General features: G+C 44.3%; 17 protein-coding genes and 1 pseudogene. 6 read left to right on the top strand and 12 right to left on the bottom strand.

Annotation, left to right across the window (positions count from 1 at the left end; all coding sequences use genetic code 11):
• The first annotated feature begins 67 nt into the window (after positions 1–67).
• The 4 genes from R50912_RS07245 to R50912_RS07230 all read left to right on the top strand — a co-directional run bounded on the left by R50912_RS07245 (position 68) and on the right by R50912_RS07230 (position 4,982).
• Positions 68–682 (top strand): hypothetical protein, encoded by a 615-nt coding sequence (locus tag R50912_RS07245; RefSeq protein ID WP_042233537.1) that lies wholly within the window; start codon positions 68–70, stop codon positions 680–682.
• Positions 683–1,415: 733 nt separating this feature from the next.
• Positions 1,416–2,945 carry a tyrosine-type recombinase/integrase gene (locus R50912_RS07240; RefSeq protein ID WP_042233536.1) on the top strand — a complete coding sequence of 510 codons (1,530 nt, stop codon included), beginning with the start codon at positions 1,416–1,418 and terminating at the stop codon, positions 2,943–2,945.
• 4 nt (positions 2,946–2,949) lie between these two features.
• Positions 2,950–4,044 (top strand): tyrosine-type recombinase/integrase, encoded by a 1,095-nt coding sequence (locus R50912_RS07235; RefSeq protein ID WP_042233534.1) that lies wholly within the window; start codon positions 2,950–2,952, stop codon positions 4,042–4,044.
• Positions 4,045–4,055: 11 nt separating this feature from the next.
• Complete coding sequence (locus R50912_RS07230) at positions 4,056–4,982, top strand: tyrosine-type recombinase/integrase (protein WP_042233532.1); 927 nt, start codon at positions 4,056–4,058, stop codon at positions 4,980–4,982.
• Positions 4,983–5,033: 51 nt separating this feature from the next.
• On the opposite strand, the gene darG is transcribed toward R50912_RS07230, so the two are convergent.
• The 5 genes and pseudogenes from darG to sigK all read right to left on the bottom strand — a co-directional run bounded on the left by darG (position 5,034) and on the right by sigK (position 8,685).
• A complete protein-coding gene (darG, locus tag R50912_RS07225; RefSeq protein ID WP_042233530.1) occupies positions 5,034–6,068 on the bottom strand; it encodes a type II toxin-antitoxin system antitoxin DNA ADP-ribosyl glycohydrolase DarG in 1,035 nt (344 codons plus the stop codon).
• A 12-nt stretch (positions 6,069–6,080) separates the two neighbouring features.
• On the bottom strand, positions 6,081–6,716 hold the full coding sequence (gene darT / locus R50912_RS07220; protein ID WP_042233529.1) for a type II toxin-antitoxin system toxin DNA ADP-ribosyl transferase DarT: 636 nt from the start codon (positions 6,714–6,716) through the stop codon (positions 6,081–6,083).
• A 350-nt stretch (positions 6,717–7,066) separates the two neighbouring features.
• Positions 7,067–7,279, bottom strand: a pseudogene (locus R50912_RS34815) (sigma factor); the annotation flags it as partial.
• 291 nt (positions 7,280–7,570) lie between these two features.
• On the bottom strand, positions 7,571–7,789 hold the full coding sequence (locus tag R50912_RS35855) for a hypothetical protein (protein ID WP_052416075.1): 219 nt from the start codon (positions 7,787–7,789) through the stop codon (positions 7,571–7,573).
• Between the two features lie 194 nt (positions 7,790–7,983).
• Positions 7,984–8,685, bottom strand: a complete 702-nt coding sequence (gene sigK / locus R50912_RS07205) for an RNA polymerase sporulation sigma factor SigK (protein ID WP_042233525.1) — start codon at positions 8,683–8,685, stop codon at positions 7,984–7,986.
• Between the two features lie 550 nt (positions 8,686–9,235).
• Between sigK and R50912_RS36405 the strand changes: the two genes are divergently transcribed.
• Positions 9,236–9,382: a helix-turn-helix transcriptional regulator gene (locus R50912_RS36405; RefSeq protein ID WP_081956772.1), complete on the top strand. Its 147-nt coding sequence runs from the start codon at positions 9,236–9,238 to the stop codon at positions 9,380–9,382.
• Positions 9,383–9,538: 156 nt separating this feature from the next.
• Here the strand turns inward: R50912_RS36405 and R50912_RS07200 are convergent, their stop codons facing one another.
• The 3 genes from R50912_RS07200 to R50912_RS07190 form a co-directional block, all read right to left on the bottom strand.
• Positions 9,539–10,891: a sodium-dependent transporter gene (locus R50912_RS07200; protein WP_042233524.1), complete on the bottom strand. Its 1,353-nt coding sequence runs from the start codon at positions 10,889–10,891 to the stop codon at positions 9,539–9,541.
• Positions 10,892–11,438: 547 nt separating this feature from the next.
• A complete protein-coding gene (locus R50912_RS07195; RefSeq protein ID WP_042233522.1) occupies positions 11,439–12,167 on the bottom strand; it encodes a ThuA domain-containing protein in 729 nt (242 codons plus the stop codon).
• Between the two features lie 15 nt (positions 12,168–12,182).
• Positions 12,183–13,238 (bottom strand): Gfo/Idh/MocA family protein, encoded by a 1,056-nt coding sequence (locus R50912_RS07190; protein WP_231637798.1) that lies wholly within the window; start codon positions 13,236–13,238, stop codon positions 12,183–12,185.
• A gap of 131 nt (positions 13,239–13,369) precedes the next feature.
• On the opposite strand from R50912_RS07190, the gene R50912_RS07185 reads away from it, so the two are divergent.
• Positions 13,370–14,290, top strand: coding sequence for an AraC family transcriptional regulator (locus tag R50912_RS07185; RefSeq protein ID WP_042233518.1), 921 nt, complete (start codon positions 13,370–13,372; stop codon positions 14,288–14,290).
• A 111-nt stretch (positions 14,291–14,401) separates the two neighbouring features.
• On the opposite strand, the gene ltrA is transcribed toward R50912_RS07185, so the two are convergent.
• The 4 genes from ltrA to R50912_RS07165 all read right to left on the bottom strand — a co-directional run bounded on the left by ltrA (position 14,402) and on the right by R50912_RS07165 (position 21,339).
• Positions 14,402–15,802, bottom strand: a complete 1,401-nt coding sequence (ltrA, locus tag R50912_RS07180; protein WP_042233517.1) for a group II intron reverse transcriptase/maturase — start codon at positions 15,800–15,802, stop codon at positions 14,402–14,404.
• A gap of 477 nt (positions 15,803–16,279) precedes the next feature.
• Positions 16,280–17,911 (bottom strand): glycoside hydrolase family 13 protein, encoded by a 1,632-nt coding sequence (locus R50912_RS07175; RefSeq protein ID WP_042233515.1) that lies wholly within the window; start codon positions 17,909–17,911, stop codon positions 16,280–16,282.
• 11 nt (positions 17,912–17,922) lie between these two features.
• Positions 17,923–19,638 (bottom strand): glycoside hydrolase family 66 protein, encoded by a 1,716-nt coding sequence (locus tag R50912_RS07170; protein WP_052416074.1) that lies wholly within the window; start codon positions 19,636–19,638, stop codon positions 17,923–17,925.
• Between the two features lie 123 nt (positions 19,639–19,761).
• Complete coding sequence (locus R50912_RS07165) at positions 19,762–21,339, bottom strand: ABC transporter substrate-binding protein (protein ID WP_042233513.1); 1,578 nt, start codon at positions 21,337–21,339, stop codon at positions 19,762–19,764.
• Positions 21,340–21,358 lie beyond the last annotated feature (19 nt).

The following is a 21,358-nucleotide window of genomic DNA, read 5'->3' as shown; positions in this document are numbered from 1 at the left end:
CCAATAAATAGAAACCTTTATATAATCATTGCGTCTAATAACCATTAAGCTTAAAGGAGCACAATATATGAGAATTACTTGCTTCCACGGGGACTACTCTGATATGGGATACATTTATCTTACCCCACCAAAAACTGAGTACAATGACGTACATAGCAATAGAAACGAAATAAGCCAATATATTAGTGACGAAAATCTATATATACCCTATGTAACGGATTTAAATATAACTTCAGAACTCATTCGCATGCCTTTTAGTGAGAATACATTCAGAGCGGATTATGGTAAAGCATACGATACTGAGTATGGTAACGACATGGATAAGCTAGGCTATATTACCGGTATCGAATTGAGCTTGTCATCAAAAAACTTTATTAATCTAGTGAGCAACCAAGCCTTCAAAGTAATTCGAACTGAAAGGAGCGGTCAGGAGTTTCATTTGATTACTCTCGACCATTTAGAGAATGTTCTGCATCCTGAGAATATCCTTTATAAATTGACCGATGCAGAGGATGCATTTGTAATTGTGCAACTCAGAAAAGCTGAAGATCTTGGAATCCGCTATTCAAATGACTCGGAGATGCAGCCCATCGCCTTGTTCAAAGGTTTACTTTCTTCCCGCAAAGACGTCTATCCAGTTGAATACTTGATTAAACCGGAATTTTTCATGCACCGAGATTAAAAATCATGTTGAATGTGGATTAACTTACATGGATGCCCTATCGGTGGTTCTATCACATGTGCCTTGGTCGATATAAAAAACCCGAATCCTCCTCGCTATGTACGAGGAAAGGAATCAGGTTATGTAAGTTTTACTGATTATGATTAGGTATGACTCGAGTGGAATGCTGATACTTCAATATAAGTTGACATCAAGCCCTAATTTATTTTATAGTTTAAATTATAAGCAGTGTTTTGGTATAATTTTCTGCTGAATTCTTAATAGTTCAACTGTTAATGAATATAAGTCTCTGGCCATGCGGCGAAAGGGATCCGAATTTCCACAGGTAACTGTGGTATTCTGGATCCCTTTTTTTGTTTTTCCCATGCACTTTTGAAAGAGGTAATGTTATGGCACTTGTTACGCCTAAGCGAATCACATGTATTAAGGGTGAATATTTTCAGCATAACATTCAGTCGGCGATTAAGACCATTGCAAAAGCAAAATTAATAGAGACGCAAAGTTCAATAACTAAACAGGCTTTGAAACGTTAACTGAACTCGTTCTTTTCCTTAACGTATCCGGAGTCTCATCTATTGCTTTAGACTTCAAAAGATCGATTGCTGACCAAAGTGATTTTTTATGATTGTATCCAAAATTAACTTTGATTTCGACGGGTTGCACATTTGCCATTTCCTCACCTCTGTTATAACTTTTTGAAATTTAAACATGCCCAATTTGAGGAGGTTTCCTGATGGATCAAGATTCAAAAAACGTGATTAATGATTTAATGAACAGTAGCTTCGTAGCAGAAAACGAATTGTGGAAAGGAACAGAATTATTTCTGTGGAATACTTCTTCTACAGAAATAATTACAGATGGAATAAAAAGTCCTCACGATGATCATCCTATAACTAACGCCGTTTGGGACGTTAATAAGAGCAAAGTGAGGAACACTATGGATACGCTATTTAGCTATGACTACAACGATTCAATTGATGCCTCCCATTCTAAAAGAAGCATCTCTGATTGGTTATGGCAAAACAGAGTTCAGCCAAATATCAAATTGGACAAAGTGAAAATATTTTTGAAACGGATTCAGACATCAAAGGAACCGATCAAACTTTATAATTATTACACCGAAGCGTTGGAATTCCAAAACCGAATCTCTACATATATTAAAAAACCGGTATGGAATCTGAATGATTTAGACATTACAGAACAGAGCTTTCAACATTGTTTGAAATATGTCGATTCGGAAATAAGAAAGTCTTTCTTTTGTCAGATCGCAAAGTTGTTTTTTCCAAACAAGAAGTTTAGTGTAGTCAAAATCAATACTAAAACTAGACCTAAACTAAATGAACTTAATCTACATCCATTTTTAATTAAATTCAATGACGAACTTGAATCGGAAGGTTATACACAAGGCCATGCCAAGGAAACAAATCGAAATGTGATGCAATTTTTAAATTGGCTTGTTGATAATTACGCTAGTTTTTATGAACTTTCAGCGAATGGGATACCAGTTTGGTTAATTGAAAGAGACCATATTATAGAATTTGAGAACTACCTAAAACGTTGCCATTTAAAAGGCCTTTATAGCGAGATAACTGTCAGCAATAAATTCTACTGTGTTATCTCTTTCTTTAAGTACCTGTATAACACCAGAATTATTCCAAAGAATATCGGATCAATAAGAGGAATTACCGCAGAGAGGTACATACATCGAGATATTCCCAGTGATGATCAATTGTCAAATTTCTTCAATACTATAGCTAGTTACTCTGATGAACCAGAGTTTGATATGGCGTTCTTTGGATCGCTTCTTCATCTCGGACTGCGTTTCTGCGAAGCCGGGCGACTTATTTGGGATGATATTAATTTCCAAGCAAGGATAATAAAAATCCGTGGTAAAGGTAAAGTTGGAAAACCTGTACCTTTACACTTACCGATAAAACTTTATCAATATTTTGAATCTTTGCATAAAATCAGCTCTCGTGAAGGGTCTGTTTTTAAGAGAACCCGCCCTGAAAAAGTTTTCTATAAAAAGATGTTAGATAAATACAGGTTATACGCGATGATTTCCGGATGGAATTTCCCTGGAGGTCTTCATTTGTTCAGGCATACATTCATTACAAAACTTAGCCTCAGAAAAAAAGTTCATCCGCAATTGGTCAAACGTTTAGCTCGACATGACAGACTTGAGACTACATCAAAATATTTGCATAGACAAGATCAAGAGCTCAATGATGCAATGCACAAAATCGATTCTATATGGAGATGAATATATGTTCAAAGTAGAAGGCCTCTCACCTGTTACTAATCTAATGGCCCAATTGCAAAAACTTGCTGCGACCAACAGTCATGATAATATGAAGCAAGCTTTGGAAAAAAGCAATCTTATTTTCGTAGAGGAGCCTAAAAAACCGAAAGATATAACGTTTGGAGAAGCTGTTCATTGGTACTTACAAAGTTCTGAATTTGCACGAAAGAGCGAAGCTACTCAAAAGACTTATCGATCTGAATTGAACCAGTTTGTTTCTTTCATTAATTCACTACCGGAAGCTCCATATTTGTTTTCATTTGAAAACAATCCCAAAATACTACTGGATTATCTTAAGCCAGTTAAAACTCAAAACACCAGATTTAAAAAGTCTTCATTTTTAAGAGACTTTTTTACTGTTACATTTACACGTTTTTTCGAGATAGATATTAAAAAGATCAAGGAAACCTTGGTGCTTGAGGTTGAGTTTGATGAAGATCTTCCAAAAGCTTTTACGAAGGAACAAGTTGAGGAAATTATAAACTTGTCGCGCCTAACCAACGATGGTTTTAGAAACTTTGTCATCCTATGGACGTTTCTTGGGAGTGGTATTCGCCTTAACGAGCTAACCCAACTACAAATCAAGGATATTTGTTACAACTCACAGAACATAGAAGTGCGTGTAAAAGGAAAAAAACTTCAAAAAGTTCCTCGAAGGATTACATCTACATCATTAGAACTACTTAGAAAATATGTAGGCTTTAAATATGGCTCACTTAAAAGCCATCCTAAATACACTGACTTGTATGTTTTTTCAACTGACAAAGGAGTTAATCCAATTAGCGATAGTGCAGTTCAAAAGATGTTAGATGGATTAATTACTGAGGCGCAGAGCATTTCTAAAGAAGAGAAAGAGCGTTTGTCTGTTCACTCTTTACGACATTCTTTCGCACTGTTCGCTTTAGAGGGAGGCGTTGATATTGTTAGTATTTCAAAATTTCTCGGGCATAGATCACTAAAAACAACAACCATCTATCTGGAACTCTTTAACAGCATGCTGTTGGAGGCAATCGAAAAACATCCTTTTGCTCATTCGTTAGCAGCCAATTTATTTGATTGAGGTGGAGACAAATGATACTCTCTGGAGTCGTATTCGACTCGACTTATTTTAAAACTTGGAGTGAACACTCTGGCTTAAAAAAGCCAGCATGCTTAGCAACTATAAAGGTTCTCACTACACTTCAAGAATTTCTATTAGAGAACGGTTTTGAAGGTAATCTAGACTTCGACCGGTTTACATATTATGTTAAATCAAATGATTTTGAACCGATTAATAAATCGTTCATTGATCAATTTATTCAATATCTTGTATCATCTAATCCAGGGCTTTCAAACAAAACAATTTACAATAAAATCAGTTCAATGAAGAGCTTTTTCAACTTTCTTGATAGAGTAAATATGATAAGCCACAACCCGATGGCCCATTATACAAACAAATATTATGAAAGAAATATAAATATTAATTTTTTGACTGAAGTTGAGTGTAAAGCGCTCCTGAAAGCAGCTCTTATGGAAGATCCCTTTTCCAAATATTATTATCTGTTATTTTGGACAGCTATTACAACCGGGCTAAGAAACAATGAACTATGTTGCTTTTCATTTGAGCAGATCAACTTTCAAAATAACATGGTGATCGTTAACAAAGGTCAAAAAACAAACGCCAAAGGAATCGCTATTCCTCGATTCCTAACAAATGAACTGAAACACTTCAAACATTACAAGGAGACTATTGAAAAATGTTTTAGTCCAAATGTATTCTCTAGGAATAATCGGAAACTCTCGAATAAACAATTAGTATCTATTGTTAGGACCATCTCTGAAAAAGCTGAAATTGATAGAAGAGTCATTCCCCATGACTTAAGAAGAACAACAGGATTCTTAATGCTCAAAAGTGGTGCGAACTTGAGGGCAATTCAGCAACAATTAAGACACGAGCTGTTAGGAACTACGCTGGAATATCTATCGATTTCGGATAGTTTGATTTTGGATGAGGAGTAAGAAAAAATACCCTGCCAAGTTAAATTGGACAGGGCATTCATATTGTGACATTTAAATTTCATTTGAAGTTAAGTGTCTCCACGCCATCTTGATGTGAGATTCTTTAAATACTTTCTTCTTACGATCATTCCATGCTTTAAAATGGTCAATTGCACGATCCTCACTAGCCTGGGCATCCGGATTATGTTTAATTACCCAATCGGTTGTAGCTAATAATTCAAGTCCATACGGTGTTTCGTAGCCTTCAATTATTTTTTTTGTATTCTCAAGTCTTTCCTCAGAGGTGGCATCTTCGATCGAGTTTAAGTAAGCTTCCGCCTCCTTAATAACTTCAGGTAATAAATAGATCTGGGCATCTCTGTTACGATCTCCATAGCCTCTTATGAAATGCCCTTCAAGTCGCTGAAGAACATGATTTAGATTGTCTGCATATGGACCATATTGTGCACTTACAAATCTTAGCTTTAAATCTTCGCCTGACTCTTGTAGAAAATAGGCGAGCTTTTGAATCTCCAACATAGACAATTTGTATCCCGGGGCAGCATACAAGTTCATTAGCATTATAAGAAGAGCTCTAGCCCGTGTTAATTTTGGTTTTTCAGTTCCTACGCGCATTTTATCCGGCTCCGGACTACCCTCGGGAGGATAAACCATAAATAAGACATCCGGCACCTCTTGAGCTGATGCTTCTATTAAGGGTTTTACTTGACTCCAGTTCAATCCACCATTACCGCAACCTAAAGGTGGGACAGCAACTGACTTGATTCCGTACTCTTTAATAGTGTCTATAAAATCGATAAGCCCTGACTTTATATCCTCAATTTTGGACTTTTCCTTCCAATGCCGTTTGGTTGGAAAGTTAATTATATACTGAGGATTGAGCATGTATCCTGTAGGGACCACATACATTTTCCCAGGCATGACTGCATTGTTTTTACATGCTTTTGCATATTCCTTAAAATTACCGGGAAAGGCTTGTTTAAATTGTAAGGCTATCCCTTTCCCCATAACCCCGACACAATTCACTGTATTTACCAGCGCTTCTGCCTCAGCTTCTAACAAGTTTCCTTTTTTATATTCAATCACATTCTCACCACCTTAATAATACCAATCTCTGCGTACTTTGACGGGAATATGAACTTCTTTTTCCTGGATGATCTTTGATGTTTGATCATGAATACTAACGTTAATTACACCGATTTCAAGTATGCTGGCTAGTGGGAAATACTCGAAGGCTAAGAACTCAGCCTGCCGTTTTCGCTTCCTATCCGGATAATCTGTAGTATCATTCCAATATCGAGAGTTCATTATGCCCCAGTCAATTTGATCTAAATCCTCAGTGTCATTATAGAATTCAGAATAATTAATGATTGCATGTCCATCAGTGAATACGAATGGGATTTGATCAGAGATAACTTGCTGTATAGTAGATACAAGATAAATAATCTGACTTTGTCCCTCTTGATATTGCGGGACATTTCCTTGCTTAATTGTGTACAACATAGGAGATCGCGGCGCAAAATAAAAAGGAACATAATCATGTAAATTACCATATGGAGGTAAAGGTACTTGCTTCTCCGAACGTCTCGACTGGATTTGCTCAAAAGCAATATTAACAAACGAGCTTCCATCTCTCTGTAACTTATTAATGCTGATGAGTCCATTGTTGTCCAGTATCGAGTGTAGATTTTCAACGCTCGTAATATGATAAATTAATGTTGGATTCGGGACCATTATGCTACACTCCATGTCAAATTCACGTTTTTAAGTTAATTCGACAAAAGATCGGGTTTTCCTCTTAATCAATGATATAATTGTATCATTAAGAAAATAAGAATATACGTTCGCCTCATCACAATTATACTCAATTTTATCAATTAAGTCAAAAGACATGTATTACCTCGTTGCTCCAATTTAAACGGTGAATTCCTAATCAAAATCATCGACTCCTATAGAAAAAACGTAAAAGTATACTTTCCCCCACTAACATCACCTAATTTACACTGATCCTGCTTCATTAAAAAAAGCCACATACTCTGATGTGACTTCATAAATGAATCTAAAATTAACAGCACCACTATTGTAATTAGAATTTCGTTTTCAATACAGCGGGCAGCAAAAGTCGCCAGCTTCGTGCCCTTGTTCGGGCGGTAGCTCTCGATGGCCTTGATCAGCCCGATCGTGCCGATGGAGATCAGATCCTCCATGTCTTCGCCGGTGTTGTCGAATTTTTTGAGGTTATGGACACGATGCGATGTCAAAAAAATAAACCAATCACGATCGTTTCCGATTCGAATTGGTTCTTTTACGTTTTGTATTTAATCTGTAATTGTTTATCAATTATTTTGACCCATTCAGGTAATTCCTTTAAATAATATTTTATCCCGCTTTGATCTGCTTCAAGAATAAATTCCCCATCAGCTTTACTATTATCAACAACAATTAATTGATCAATCAGGTCTAAGTGAGATAACAGGTTATTCATACTTGTTACATTGCGTCTAACAATATCCTCGTTTCAATATGATGACCACCGTTTTTCACGAGCAAAGCAACACGTTCAATATTTAACCGAATATCTCCTAACCCTACATAAACATAATAATTTTAAACCCTTGTTCCTGTGCAGCTCTCATCTGCCTTACAACGTTACCACCGGCTAAAGTAGTTTCCACGGTGAAGTCCCACTTATTCCGGATACATTCCCTGGCTATTCTTATGGCTTCTTTTCCAGCAGATACTTTACTCTTTTCAGGATGCCCATTATTACCGGCAAACACAAACATCGTTGCCTTTGTCTCATTCATGGATGAAGTCCTGTTCATTCATATTCTCGATCTTTCCCGTACTTATAGTTCGAGTATACTACAGTACAGCGCATTTTATATCCGCCTAGAGCTTAAGCACAATACAGTGAATTTTGAATTCCTAACTTAGAAATCACAAATAACCTGCAGGATCGAGACATCTAATGTCTCATTCCCACAGGCAACTTCTAACCTCACCGCTTCGCCTTATAAAACTCATGATAAAGCTTCATCAGCGCTCTCTTCTCGATCCGCGACACATAACTCCGCGAGATCCCCAGATCCTTCGCGATCTCCCGCTGCGTCCGCTCTTCACCGCCGGTGTCCAGACCGAAGCGGCCGACCACGACCTCTTTCTCGCGATCATCCAATATATCAAGATTACGGTATATCTTGCTCTTCTCGATTTTAAGGTCGACTTCCTTAATTACATCATCCGCCTCAGACCCGAGGATATCGATCAGCGTGATCTCGTTCCCTTCTTTGTCTGTCCCAATCGGATCGTGCAGAGACACGTCTTTCCGGGTCTTTTTCAGCGACCGGAGATGCATCAGGATTTCGTTTTCAATACAGCGGGCAGCAAAAGTCGCCAGCTTCGTGCCCTTATTAGGCCGATAACTTTCAATCGCCTTAATCAGCCCAATGGTGCCGATGGAGATCAGGTCCTCCATGTCTTCGCCGGTGTTGTCGAATTTTTTTACTATATGCGCTACGAGTCTCAAGTTGTGTTCGATCAGCAAATTCCGTGCTTTGGCGTCCCCCTCGGCCATCATCCCTAAGTATTTGCTCTCATCCTGCTCCGATAAAGGTTGGGGGAAAGCATTGTTCCTTACGTAAGATACCAGCAGCGTCAGTTCTTTGATCAGCAGTGCAATCGTGCTTATGATTCCTGGCAACTTGGCGACACCTCCCGCACATGTACAATGAAACCGATCTGTAGTCGAGAACTACGGGTTCATGGTCTCTTTATTGTATGTGGGTAGATGCCTAGAAGTGCATGTACGGGTAAATAGGTACGAGCTATGGTGAACAGGATTTACTATGGAATGGATCCTAGAAGGGCTTGCGAATAGCTATCATCCGACATTACATATTTATTGCGGTCCTTATTTCGTCTATTCTTATCCCTTTTTGCAGCATGTCTTAATTATTCTGAGAATAACCGCTATATTCACCTCTATAATCATAGAACGAAGCACCCACTGTATCATTTCATATCTTTGAGCTATTTCTTTTAGTCTCTTTACAACCATGCTGGTATAAATTCCTGCCAGAATAGGGGATGGCCCTTCATTCTTATATGGGTTTTCAGACAATATTCAACAACAGCATCAGCAGGTGGTCATCCCCAAAGATTATTCGGAGTTTAGAAAAGCTTTTGAAAGCAGGATATCAATATCATTGCTCTGCACAGTTTCACGAAATTCTTGCAATGATACAGAATGAATTGAAAACCTCCGGTGCGAGCAATATTATATTCATAGTCACTATACGGATTCTTCTATTACGGTTAGAAAGCTTGCAGAAATGTCATATATGAGCGAGGTATATTTCAGAAAGCTGTTTAAAGAAACATTCTCTATTTCTCCATAGTGGAGGGCATCTGGAAAAAACCTGACTAATCCATACTGTATCATGAGTTTTATAAGGAAAAGAAACAATTCATTCAAAAAGGGGGTGTCCAGAAAGCCATGAAATGGCTCGGGGCACCCCGTTGATTATTCATTCTGCAGATGAATGGTTGTTGAATTAGAAGGTGAGAATTCCCGAGGTATGGAGCAACACCAGGAACACCAGAACAGGCGCAACATACCGGAGCATGAACAACCAGATGCGGAACCAGCGTGCCTGTAGTCCAGCTGCTTCCGCTGCCCCTTTCCAGAAAAATCCGGCAAAAATGGTAATCAGCAGACCGCCAACCGGCAGCATAATGTTGGAGGTGATGAAATCCATCCAGTCAAACAGGGCTTTGCCACCAAACGTAAGCCCAGGGAACATCCCCAGCGACATCGCTGAAGGAACACCGAGCAGGAAACAGAGCAGAGACAAGATCCAGACCGAACGTTGGCGGCTCCAGTTCCAGCGCTCCATCGCGAAGGATACTGGTACTTCTAGCAGGGATACGGCCGAGGTCAAAGCAGCAATCGCCAGCAGGATGAAGAACAGACCGCCGAAGAACGCACCGAAAGGCATAGCTGAGAAAGCCGCTGGCAGAGCGATAAAAATCAGCGAAGGCCCTTGATCGGGGGCAATGCCAAACGAAAACGTCGTCGGGAAAATAATCAATCCGGCGATAAACGCATATAGCAAATCTCCGGCGCCAATCGCAAATGCAGCGGTACCCAGCGACTGATTTTTATCCACATAAGAACCGTAAGTCAGTAGAATCCCCATCCCGAGCGACAATGAGAAGAAGGCATGTCCCAAGGCGACCAGCGCAGATTCCGCCGTCAGCACCGAGAAGTCCGGTTTGAGGAAGAAGGATACACCTTGGTCTGCACCCGGCAAGGTTAGCGCGCGAATCATCAACACAATGAGGAGAACGATTAGGCTGGGAATCAATACTTTGTTGAATTTCTCAATCCCGCCCGAAACCCCAAGGATGACTACGCCCGCCGTAATCAGGATGGCTACGCCCTGCCAGACAATCGGCATATACCCTGAGATAAAGGAGCCAAATTCACCTGCGTAATCATTACTACTGAACAGTTGTCCATTGAAGGCAATCATCGCATAGTTCAGCGTCCAGCCTGCAACAATAATATAAAAGGAGAGGATTAAAAAAGGTGCCACCACTTGCAGAATTCCGGCTGCCTTCCAGCCTTTCCCGCCTCCGGCACGTATGAACGAAGTCGCCGCGCTTCCGCGTCCGCTGCGTCCGATGGCCAGTTCGGCCAGCAGCACCGGCAAGCCGATCAGTACCAGACAGACGATGAAGAGAAGGAAGAAAGCCGCACCGCCATTTTCCCCTGTAATATAAGGGAACTTCCACATATTCCCTAGACCAACAGAGCTGCCGATGGCAGCGAAAATAAAACCACTGGAAGAAAATCGCTCCTTCTTCTCCGTGAGCATATTTTTGTCACCTTTAAACTGATTCATTTACTAACCCCATTTTCTTTTTTAGACCTAATTATAGCTTAAGTACCAATAGAGTCATAAGAAAATTTTCTAATTTTCTAATAATTATTACTTTTTTCTGACTAAAAAATCAAAGCATCAGGGTCAATGTTAACGCTAATGCCAAGCGTGTCTACAGTCAGATTTCGAATCATGCTCTTCCTGCCGCCGTTATTTCCGACAAATCTTGAATACTGGCCACAATGATGAGTCCCCGCCCACCCTGCTCGTCCAAACGTCTTGAGGTTGTGGACACCACGAAACGATGTCAAAAAAAATAAACCAATTACGATCGTTCCCGATTCGTACAGATCGGGAATGGCGTTTAACCAATTGACCAGCAACGGCGGTTTCGCTCCGCCCAGCCCTCGCCTTTCCCTCTGTGACGCGGAGAACACAGCAGGATAGGATATCCGCTGCTCTCACATTCCCGCTGCATTTGGATTGAACAGCAAAAAGCCGTTCATCGAATAATTCCCATGAACGACTTTTCATCATCGCCAACTTCTCTGAATTACGCCGATTTTTATCAGCGAATAAGTTCCAGCGGCGCTACACGCCCGTAAGAGACTTGGATGTGCCCGCTTTTTGCCGCCCACCGAACACTGTTACTGATAACCTGAAGCACCTCAGGCTGATGATAGACCGGGAAAGTCTCATGCCCGGGTCTAAAGTAAAAGATATTGCCTTGTCCGCGCTTATAGCAGCAGCCGCTGCGGAACACTTCTCCGCCTTCGAACCAGGAAATGAATATAAGCTCATCCGGCGCCGGAATCTCAAAGCGTTCCCCGTACATTTCTTCCTTCGGAATTTCAACATACTGTCCGAGGCCCTGGGCAATCGGATGACCCGGCTCTATCACCCAGATCCGCTCCTTCTCGCCGTCGTCACGCCATTTCAAGGCGCCGGTATTAGTCCCCATTAAAGCATGGAATATCTTCGAATTATGTCCGGAGTGAAGCACGATCAATCCCATGCCGTCCAGCACCCGTTGCCGGACCTTTTTGACAACTTCATCACTAACTTCGTCATGGGCCAGATGCCCCCACCAGAGCAGCACATCCGTCTGCTCCAGCACTTCAGCGGTCAATCCGTGTTCCGGTTCATCCAGAACCGCCGTTCTTGCTTCCATATCTTCCTGCGTGTTCAAGTAGCTGGCAAGCGCCGCATGAATACCCTCGGGATATATCGCCTGTACTTCCTCATTGAGTCTTTCGTGACGGTACTCGTTCCAGACTGTGATTTTGATTGTAGGCATGATATGCCCTCCCTGTTATATTGAAATCCAGCGTTGTTCTGTCAGTGAGACTAGAATGGAATCAATGGCATGCTGGTTGATGTAACCGTCTTCCATAGTAGCGTCGCATCCGTCACCCTGGCCGTTTACCAGATTCACAAAAGCGGCCATTTGATCCACTTGAAATTCTTCGGGAATATCCACTTTTCTGAAGACCTCGTCGCCATCTTCGGACAACTTAACATATAGGACATCCTCTTCTTCCAGGTTATACAGAACCGCCCCGCGGTCCCCGAAGATTTCCAGCTGCTGAAAGTTGCCCCGGCCGAAGGCGAATCTCGAAATGGCCATCGTGGATGATGCGCCCCCCTCAAGCCGGGCCAGCACATGACAGAAATCATCCACATCTACCTCACCCTTGCCTTCTCCATCGCCTTCAAGCAGCGTGCGCTTCCTGATAATCGTGTCGGCATCGGCTATCACCCGTTCTACATTGCCTACAAGAAAACGCTGCAGATCGAGCAAATGCGAACCTAAATCTCCAAGAACGCCTGAGCCGGACAGCTCCTTGCGGAATCTCCAGACCAGCGGAAGCTGCCCGTCCAGCCCCCAGCCCTGCAAATACTGGCCGTAAACATGCTTGACTTCCCCTAATTTGCCCTGATTGATTAACCATTTGGCAAATCTTACTGCCGATTTGTACCGGTAACTGAAACAGATCATATGCGGTAGGTGAGCCTCCGTTACCAGATCCCGCAATGCGGCGGCTTCCTGGGCACCAAGTGTCACCGGCTTTTCCAGGGCAAACGGCTTCTGATGCTTGATTGCCTCACAGGCAATTTCGAAATGGTTATAATTCGGCGTCCCGATACTTACAGCCTCAAGCTCAGGGTCTGCCAGCATTTCTGTGTAATTTAAGTATCTTCGTGCTTCCGGGATATTATATTGTTCTCCCCTTCTCGCCAGCACCTCTTCCTTGCAATCACAAACCGACCATAAGACCGCTTCTTCATTCGCCAAAAGTCCCGAAATATGCATGTCTGATATTCCACCAAGACCAATTACACCGACTTTCAGTTTAGCCAACCGCATCACCCTGCCCCTTATCCACATCGTTTGTATTACAGCTAAAGTATAGTTTGTGCTAGAATAAACGAACATGGCGGAAACATACCCTTTTTGTACAAAAGCTACTTTTCAATAGCCTTAAGGAGGCGAATAATTTGTTTGCTGTTAACATCGAGATGCTGCCGAGAATTAAACTTATGGGATTCGTTTCTTATAAGCAGCCCTGGGTACATTTTACAAGAACTACCAACGAGTATGTTCTGTATTTCATCAAAAGCGGAGAACTCCACCTTACGGAGAATGGAACGCACTATATACTAAAAAAGGGAGATATCCTTATTCTGGAGCCTAATCTGGAGCATGCAGGAACGAAAAAGCATGTCTGCGATTACTACTATATTCATTTTGAACATCCGGATATAAACTTCGTTCAGGTGGAAGATATGCTCACGATGGCCAGGCGCTTCATTCTGGAGGAAGAGACACAGCAAGCCGAAGGGGGCAGCTCAAGCTGCCACTTTCCCAAGCATTACGTTTTGTCCAAAAAAGTTCTGTCTCTCTCCTTTCAGGCAATGAATGAAATGCTTCAGTTATATAGAAGAAAATACTTCAACCGCGGGCTAACCGCCCTGAAATTTATGGAATGGCTCATTGAAGTATCCCGGGAGCATTTCATTGCAGCACTTCAAGAGCATGAAGGCAGCAGTACCAAACCCCTGATCAAAGTCCATACCCTGCTGGAGTACATTCACGAGCACTACACGGACAAAATTACAGGGAGCGGGATCGCGCAGGAATTTGACTGCAACTACGATTACATGAACCGTATCTTCACCAAGCTGACCGGCGAGAGTATCATGCGCTATGTCAACCGGGTGCGGATCAACCATGCGAAGGAGCTGATTGAAGCCACGCACCTGCCGTTCGGCGAAATCGGCTATTTGACCGGATTAGATGATCCCTTTTATTTCAGCAAAGTGTTCAAAAAGTACGTTGGAGTTACACCTTCCGAGTATTACAGAGAGGTGCGGGAACAGGGGAAGCTTGATCATTCAAGCTCTAACCGGAAGCTGTAAGCCGGCAGTACAAGTATTGGAGAGCAGCCACACCTAATCGAGTAGGAGGCTACTCATTTGTGAGTAGCCGACCTCTCACACCACCGTACGTACCGTTCGGTATACGGCGGTTCAACCGCATAAGTGCAATTGACGTAGTCGCTCGTACTGCGCAGGAAAGTCATAACATCCTGCCTGTGCGAGCTTTTCGTTTGTTATGGAACGAGACAGCACCGGGCTTCCAGCGATACGCCAGTACCCCAGACGAGAGTTTCCCCATTGGTAAGCCTGCCACTCCGGTATCCCCAGCTTGCGCAGGTTTTGTACCTTTGTTCTCGGCTTCTTCCATTGTTTCCAGATGTACATTCGAAGTCGTCTTCGCAGCCATTCGCTCCAGCTTTGCAATATCCGTTTCATGTCGGCTACATAGTAGTAACCGATCCATCCGCGAATGTAGATTTTCACCTTCTCCATGACTTCTCGAACATTCCTGCCCTGACTGCGACTCGTGAGTTCCTTTAGCCTCTTCTTTGCTTTTGCGAGGGATTGCCCGTGGACGCGAATATACACGCCACTTCTGTTCTTTCCCAAGGCAAATCCAAGGAATTTGAAGTGCTTCCGGGCCACTACGCTGACTACCTTGCTTTTCTGCGTATGGATTTGGAGTTTCAATTTGTCCTCCAGGTACTTTCTGCAGGACCCCAGAAGACGCGTCGCTGCCCGTTTACTTTTGGCGAGCACCACGATGTCATCCGCATATCGGATGACGTTCACTCCCCGGTTTCTCATCTCCTGGTCGAATTCGTTCAGATAGATGTTCGCGAGCAGTGGAGATAAAGGGCCTCCCTGTGGAGAGCCTTCCTCCGTTTTGCAGTGTACCCCGTTCTCCATAACCCCGCTTTTCAGATATTTCTTAATTAGATCGGTTACACGCTTGTCCTGGATTTGCTTGCGCAAAAGATCCATCAGCAGCTCATGGTTCAGCGTATCGAAGTATTTGGAGAGGTCGATTTCTACCGCATAGCCGTAGCCTTGTCCCGCATCATCTTTCACTTTTCGGATGGCTTGCTGCGCACTCCGCCCTGGGCGGTAGCCGTAGCTTCCCTCCGAAAAGAGCGGCTCAAACAAGGGGTGCAGCTGCTGTGCTATAGCTTGCTGGATTACTCGGTCCACGACTGTGGGGATTCCCAGCTTCCGCACTCCGCTTCCATCGGGTTTGGGGATTTCCTTGCGACGTACCGGGCTTGGCTTGTACCTTGCTTCCCGGATGCTTTGCAACAGCTCATCTCTATGTTCCTGCAACCATGGCAGTGCATCTTCTACGGTCATTCCGTCGATTCCTGGCGCTCCATGGTTGCGTTTGACTTGCTTGTAAGCTCTGTTCAGATTGTCTCTGTCCAGAATCTGCTCCAGCAAGTCCGTTGCACCGCCTCTTTCTCTACGTTCCCGAATGCCGACGCTCCGCGCTCCCGTATACTGTTCGCGTTCCACGCTATCCCTTTGCAGGCAGCCCTTTCGGTATTCTGCTTTCATCGCGCCGACTCTCCTTCCGGTATGTACTCGAGACTTACGATTGTTCGGCCCTTCCCGAAAAAAAAACTTTCCGTTACTATGGCCTCTGCTGACTTCTCACAGCAAGCTTTACTCCGTCTTTTGGATTTTTTTCCTACTGGGCGTCTGTGAGATCTCCCCGGGTAAGAGCGATAACTTTCCCCTCATCCATCTGCCACATTTACATCCTGGGATTTGGGCAGTATTGGACTTCGCTTTGTTGAGCAAGCTCGTCCGTCCCAGCATGCCTTCTATGTGATTCCTGTTCGTCAGACCGAGGGTTTGCCTCCGGCTTCCTTCAGATTCCACCTCGCGGTGGACACCCTTGCCTTCAGCTAACAGTTCCTACTGCCAAGCCTGTAGCGGACTTTCACCGCCAAGTTATCGCCCATGCCGGGCGCACTCAAAAACCGGGGCAGCATCAGGTGTACCCGATGTTGCCCCGGCTGGGGGTAAGACCTAGATTACTTTAACGGCAAATGCTTCGTACGGCTGTAATTGTATCTCCTTAAAGTCCACGTCATTTCTGGAATAGTTGCCAATGATAAACTCACCGGCTGGCCCTATCTCCGGCAATTCCAGCGGAACCTCTTCCCCGCTGAAATTGGCTGTAACCAGCCAGGTCTGTCCCTCATAGCGGCGGAAGTACATGAACACCTGATCACGCACGCCTGTCACCAGTTCAAAATCGCCCCATACAACAATCGGGTTGTTCTTCCGCAGCTCAATCAGCTTACGGTAGCAGTAGAACACCGAATCGGGATCTTCCAGATTGGCTTCCATATTAATTTCCGTATAATTTGGATTTACATGCAGCCACGGCTCACCGGTTGTAAATCCTCCGTTAGCGTTGGCATTCCACTGAATCGGGGTCCGGGCATTATCCCTTCCCTTGGTATTGATGGAATGAATAATATCCTCCCTGGCATACCCTTCTGCAAGCCGTTCATGATACATATTGATGCTCTCAATATCCTGTGCTTCGCTGATATCCTGAATCGGATAATTGGTCATCCCGAGTTCTTCGCCTTGATAAATGTAAGGCGTGCCCTTCATCAAATGCAGAAGAATGGCGAACATTTTGGCACTCTCCACACGGTATTGCTTGTCATCCCCCCAACGGGATACAATTCTCGGCAAATCGTGATTGTTCCAGAAGAGACTATTCCAGCCTTCGTTCCCCAGCTCGGTCTGCCATTTCGCCAGCACCTGCTTCAATTCGCTTACATTCAGGGGCTTCAAATCCCACTTTTCTCCCCCGTCCTGCTGATCCAGACCGATATGTTCAAACTGGAATACCATTGACAGCTCACCCCGGTCGGGATTGGAATAGAGCTTGGCCACTTCGGGAGTCGCTCCCCAAGTCTCTCCTACGGTCAGAACATCATGCTTACCGAACGTCTCCCGGTTCATATCCTGCAGATATTCATGAAGCTTCGGGCCATTTCCTGTGATCTCCTGATCCGGTATTTTGCCGACCAGATCAATCACGTCCATGCGGAAACCGCCGATGCCTTTATCGAGCCAGAAATTCATCATATCCCATACCTCTTGACGGACCTTCTCGTTCTCCCAGTTCAGATCCGGCTGTCTGCGGCTGAACAAGTGCAGAAAGTACTGGCCGCTCGCTTCGTCAAGCTCCCAGGCCGATCCGCTGAATGTTGAACGCAGAGAGTTGGGAACCCCGCCGTTTACAGGGTCACGCCAGATATAATAGTCCCGGTACGGATTGTCTTTTCCCTTGCGGGCTTCAATGAACCATGGATGTTCATCTGAGGTATGGTTGACAACCAGATCCATGATGATCCGGATGTTACGGAGCTTGGCACTTTCGATTAATTCCTCCATGTCCGCCATCGTGCCGAATTCGGCCATAATATCCTGATAGTCACTGATGTCATAGCCATTGTCGTCATTGGGTGAATTGTATACAGGACTAAGCCAGATTGCCGTGATTCCAAGCTGCTCCAAATAGTCAAGCCGGTTGATAATTCCCCGGAGATCGCCAATCCCGTCCCCGTCGCTGTCTTGAAAACTCCTAGGATAAATCTGGTAAATAACCGCTGTCTGCCACCATTTCGTACTATTCAAATCATTCACTCCTATAAGCAGTATTTTACTACGATCATGGACCAAATTTTTAAGGAAGGGAGAGTAAATCTGGCCGCCAGTCCTTGCCCATGGGGAACAATTTCGTAATCCAGGAAACAGACTTCCTGGTTAAGATCATCCGGGCTTGCCGTGTAAATGCACTCCAGCGGCTGTTCAATCAGCAAATTGCACACCACTCCGGTTTGGGGCTCAGGCCGCTGTTTCTTGCCATGCTCCCAATAATCATCCTCAAGCCCGGCAAGGTTAATGAGTTGCAGGATCTGATAGCCCGGCATCCGCTTGATGATGGTCCACACGGAATTAATATCTCCGTTCGGCGCAAAAGGCACCTTGCCTTCGAAGGTAATCTCGGTATTAACTCCTGCTGTATAGGTATAAGATACATCTTCCAGCTGCGTGTCGTGTATCAGCGTACCAAACCGCACAATGAAATCGTAGTAACGTCTGACTTCAACGGCAAATTCAGGCCGCATCACCGCATAATCGGGATAGTACGGCATGGTCAGCATTCCATGGTCCTCACCTAATAAGAGGTGATACCCGCCGCTGGCAAATATGGAGGCCATGGTCAGCAGCGCCCCGTTCTCGGCCCATTCCTTGTCATGCCCGGCTTCCGGGTAGAAGGAGGGGAGATACGCGGACAGGATAACCGGCTTGTCCGGGCTAAGTGAACGCGCATTATCAATAAGTCCCTTCAGCTCACGCAACCGGACGACAGGCGGCCACACTTCAATATAAAGCGCCTCCTGATCCGAAGAAGCAGTCTTGCTTATAGGGTAGTTGCCCACATTATTGAAGATAACCCCTGCCTCTGCCTTGATTTCCTTCACTGCCGCCTGGGTCCGGTCAATCAGCGGCGGATAACATTCCGCCAGATCGACCACTTCTTCTTTGCCTTCGATCCGGCGCATTGCTTTCTTGGGAAAGCCGTATTGATCCATATGAATCCCGTCGAATCCGGCCCTTACGGCCTGACGGAACTGTTCAACAATATGATCGGTCCAAGGGGAGTCGGGTGTGATGTCCATAATATAGAACAAGTCGATTAATTGAAACGGCTCACCCTTGCGGTCATAAAGTCCCCATTCCGGATGTGCCTGTAAAAAATCCTTAAGACCCGTGTACACTGCCCCATAAGCCATGGCTGCCATCCCTTTATCGTGCAAGGCTGCCACTTTTTCACGGATCACTTTATAGGACATGGTCCGGCCCATCGGATCGACAAATTCGTCCTGACGGGGAACAAGATCATCATGGCGATACATCCAATCATAGAACTGTATGACATTCAGGTGGAATTTGTTCATACTTTCAACGTCACGGAAATCTCCGGATTCATCCGTCCGAAAATCGCTTAAAAAGCCATACCGGGGCGCCCGGCTCCAATGATCGGCAATATCGTACGAAGTATAGGCAGTTGACACGGCAACTTTATCGCAAAAAACGGTAGCCTGGACCCCGTAACCGGCCCACTCTGTATCTTCTGTGAACAAGGGAATGCGCACCGTTTGTCTCAATCCTTGTTCCGTACTGATTCTAACTGTTTCTTCGGCAACCTGCTGTTCTAACTTGTAGAACTTGGCAACGAGCTCCAGCATCTTATCCTCTCGGGTCTCCAGTTCGACTATAAGGTTGCCCGTTTGGCCGGATTTGTACTGGGCTTGATCGGGATACATATCTATATAGGCCAGCATTGAATTTTCCATGTGAATGCTCCACTCCACTTCGGATGTATGATCTTTTACAATGTAAAGGGGACATAACCGAAGGTTTATGCCCCTTTATCTGACAGATTAGCTTAACCAATGAGATCAGTGATGAAGCTCCGCTTATTTCTTGCCGTTTGCTTTAAGCCAGGCATCAAGCTGTTTTTGCGCTTCAGCGATTACTTTGTCGGCTCCCGCTGCTTTTTGTTTCTCCAGCATCTTAGGAACAACCTCTTCCGGATCCAATTGACCGGACTTCAGCCCGTCAACAAACGTTTTATTGGCATTGTCGATGGAGATCAATTCATTCTTTACAGGCTCCGGATCAAATACAAATCCAAAGATCCGGGAAGGGTTCGAAGAGATCTGTTCATTGAATTTCTCATAATTCTGGTATTTATTCGGATCTTCTCCCACCCGGGTGTAGTTAAGCATTTGATTGCCGAGTTGCCACATATTATCATGATAATAGCCGACGCTATCCGTAGTTTGGCCTTCCGGCAGGGCAATTTGACCATCTTTAAGCACATAATGTTTGCCTTCAATTCCGAAATTAAAGAGGGTCAGCAATTCCTTGTCTTTATAAAAGAGGTTAAGCAGCATCATGGCACGTTCTGGATCTTCCGAGCTTTTTGAAATCGCATACATGGTTGCTGTCATCTTTCCGGTCTGCAAACGGTCAATATTAAGCGGAATCTGCAGCATTTCACGGCCCGCTTTAATCGAACCATTCGGCGAAATAGCTGCTTTGCCGATTTCCATATCCGCCAGAATATCCATATCCCCCACAAAGGCGAACCCTTTGCCGGCCAGCATTTTCTTCCAGGCATCTAAACCGGGTGTCAGTGCATCCTTGTTGATATATCCTGCCTTGTACCACTTGTTGGTCAGCTTGGCCAGCTCCATATACCGCGGAGTAGTGAATGAATTGATTACTGTATAATCATCAGCAGCCGTTCCTACGGTATTGATGGCAGCGATGCTTACAATAGAGTCCAGATTCGTAGATGAATAGTAAGCCTCGAGCGGAAAGCTAGGTGCCACTAAAGGCGTAATACCCGGTTCGTTCTCCTTGATGGTTTGGAGCATAGGCTCCAGTTCCTCGACTTTACCCGACTTCAGTGCAGTCAGATCAAACTTATATTTATCCACAAGTTCTTTGTTCAAATAAACGCCCTGAGTGCCGCCCAGTTCTTGGTGGGTATGGATACCATACAGCTTGCCGTCGCGTTTAGCCGGCTCGTGATAATCCTTCTCTACCGCTTCGATATCAGGACCGTACTTGGCGAGCAGATCATCTAGCGGCAGCAGCCCGCCTTTGGTAACCTGCTGCTGGAAGCCCAGCCAATCCGCCGTAAACAGCAAATCCATTTTGTCGCCGGAAGCCATCATCAGGTTCGTTTTATCGCTCCAGGCCCCCCAGTCAATGGGATTCAGCTTAACAGTCATGTTAAGGTCCGGATAAGTCTTCTTCAGATAATCATTCATCGTATTCTGAACCAATTCATTGTCTTTTTGCGGCGCATCGGGGAACACCATTACGACTTCATAAGGCTTCAGCGCCGAGCTGGCAGCCCCGTCCGGCTGAGCTGAACCCGCCGGTGAATTCGCTGCATTGTTCCCGCCGCCGCAACCAGCCGCTACGACTGAAGTCAACATCAACGATGCCAGCACTGCAGAACTCTTTTTTGACCACTTCATAAATAGTAGACCTCCCTGG

It is taken from the genome of Paenibacillus sp. FSL R5-0912 (assembly GCF_000758605.1).
Lineage (GTDB): Bacteria > Bacillota > Bacilli > Paenibacillales > Paenibacillaceae > Paenibacillus_AQ.
Note: the sequence above shows the minus strand (reverse complement) of the source record. Positions and strands in the feature narration are given on the sequence as shown.

Bases quoted from the DNA above. Each gene is read 5' to 3' on its own strand.
- R50912_RS07240 (WP_042233536.1), top strand. From the start codon at position 1,416: ATGGATCAAGATTCAAAAAACGTGATTAATGATTTAATGAACAGTAGC.
- R50912_RS07170 (WP_052416074.1), bottom strand. From the start codon at position 19,638: ATGGAAAATTCAATGCTGGCCTATATAGATATGTATCCCGATCAAGCC.
- R50912_RS07235 (WP_042233534.1), top strand. From the start codon at position 2,950: ATGTTCAAAGTAGAAGGCCTCTCACCTGTTACTAATCTAATGGCCCAA.
- R50912_RS07230 (WP_042233532.1), top strand. From the start codon at position 4,056: ATGATACTCTCTGGAGTCGTATTCGACTCGACTTATTTTAAAACTTGG.
- darT (WP_042233529.1), bottom strand. From the start codon at position 6,716: ATGGTCCCGAATCCAACATTAATTTATCATATTACGAGCGTTGAAAAT.
- ltrA (WP_042233517.1), bottom strand. From the start codon at position 15,802: ATGAAAGCAGAATACCGAAAGGGCTGCCTGCAAAGGGATAGCGTGGAA.
- R50912_RS07165 (WP_042233513.1), bottom strand. From the start codon at position 21,339: ATGAAGTGGTCAAAAAAGAGTTCTGCAGTGCTGGCATCGTTGATGTTG.
- R50912_RS35855 (WP_052416075.1), bottom strand. From the start codon at position 7,789: ATGAATGAGACAAAGGCAACGATGTTTGTGTTTGCCGGTAATAATGGG.
- R50912_RS07245 (WP_042233537.1), top strand. From the start codon at position 68: ATGAGAATTACTTGCTTCCACGGGGACTACTCTGATATGGGATACATT.
- R50912_RS07195 (WP_042233522.1), bottom strand. From the start codon at position 12,167: ATGCCTACAATCAAAATCACAGTCTGGAACGAGTACCGTCACGAAAGA.
- R50912_RS07190 (WP_231637798.1), bottom strand. From the start codon at position 13,238: ATGCGGTTGGCTAAACTGAAAGTCGGTGTAATTGGTCTTGGTGGAATA.
- R50912_RS07200 (WP_042233524.1), bottom strand. From the start codon at position 10,891: ATGAATCAGTTTAAAGGTGACAAAAATATGCTCACGGAGAAGAAGGAG.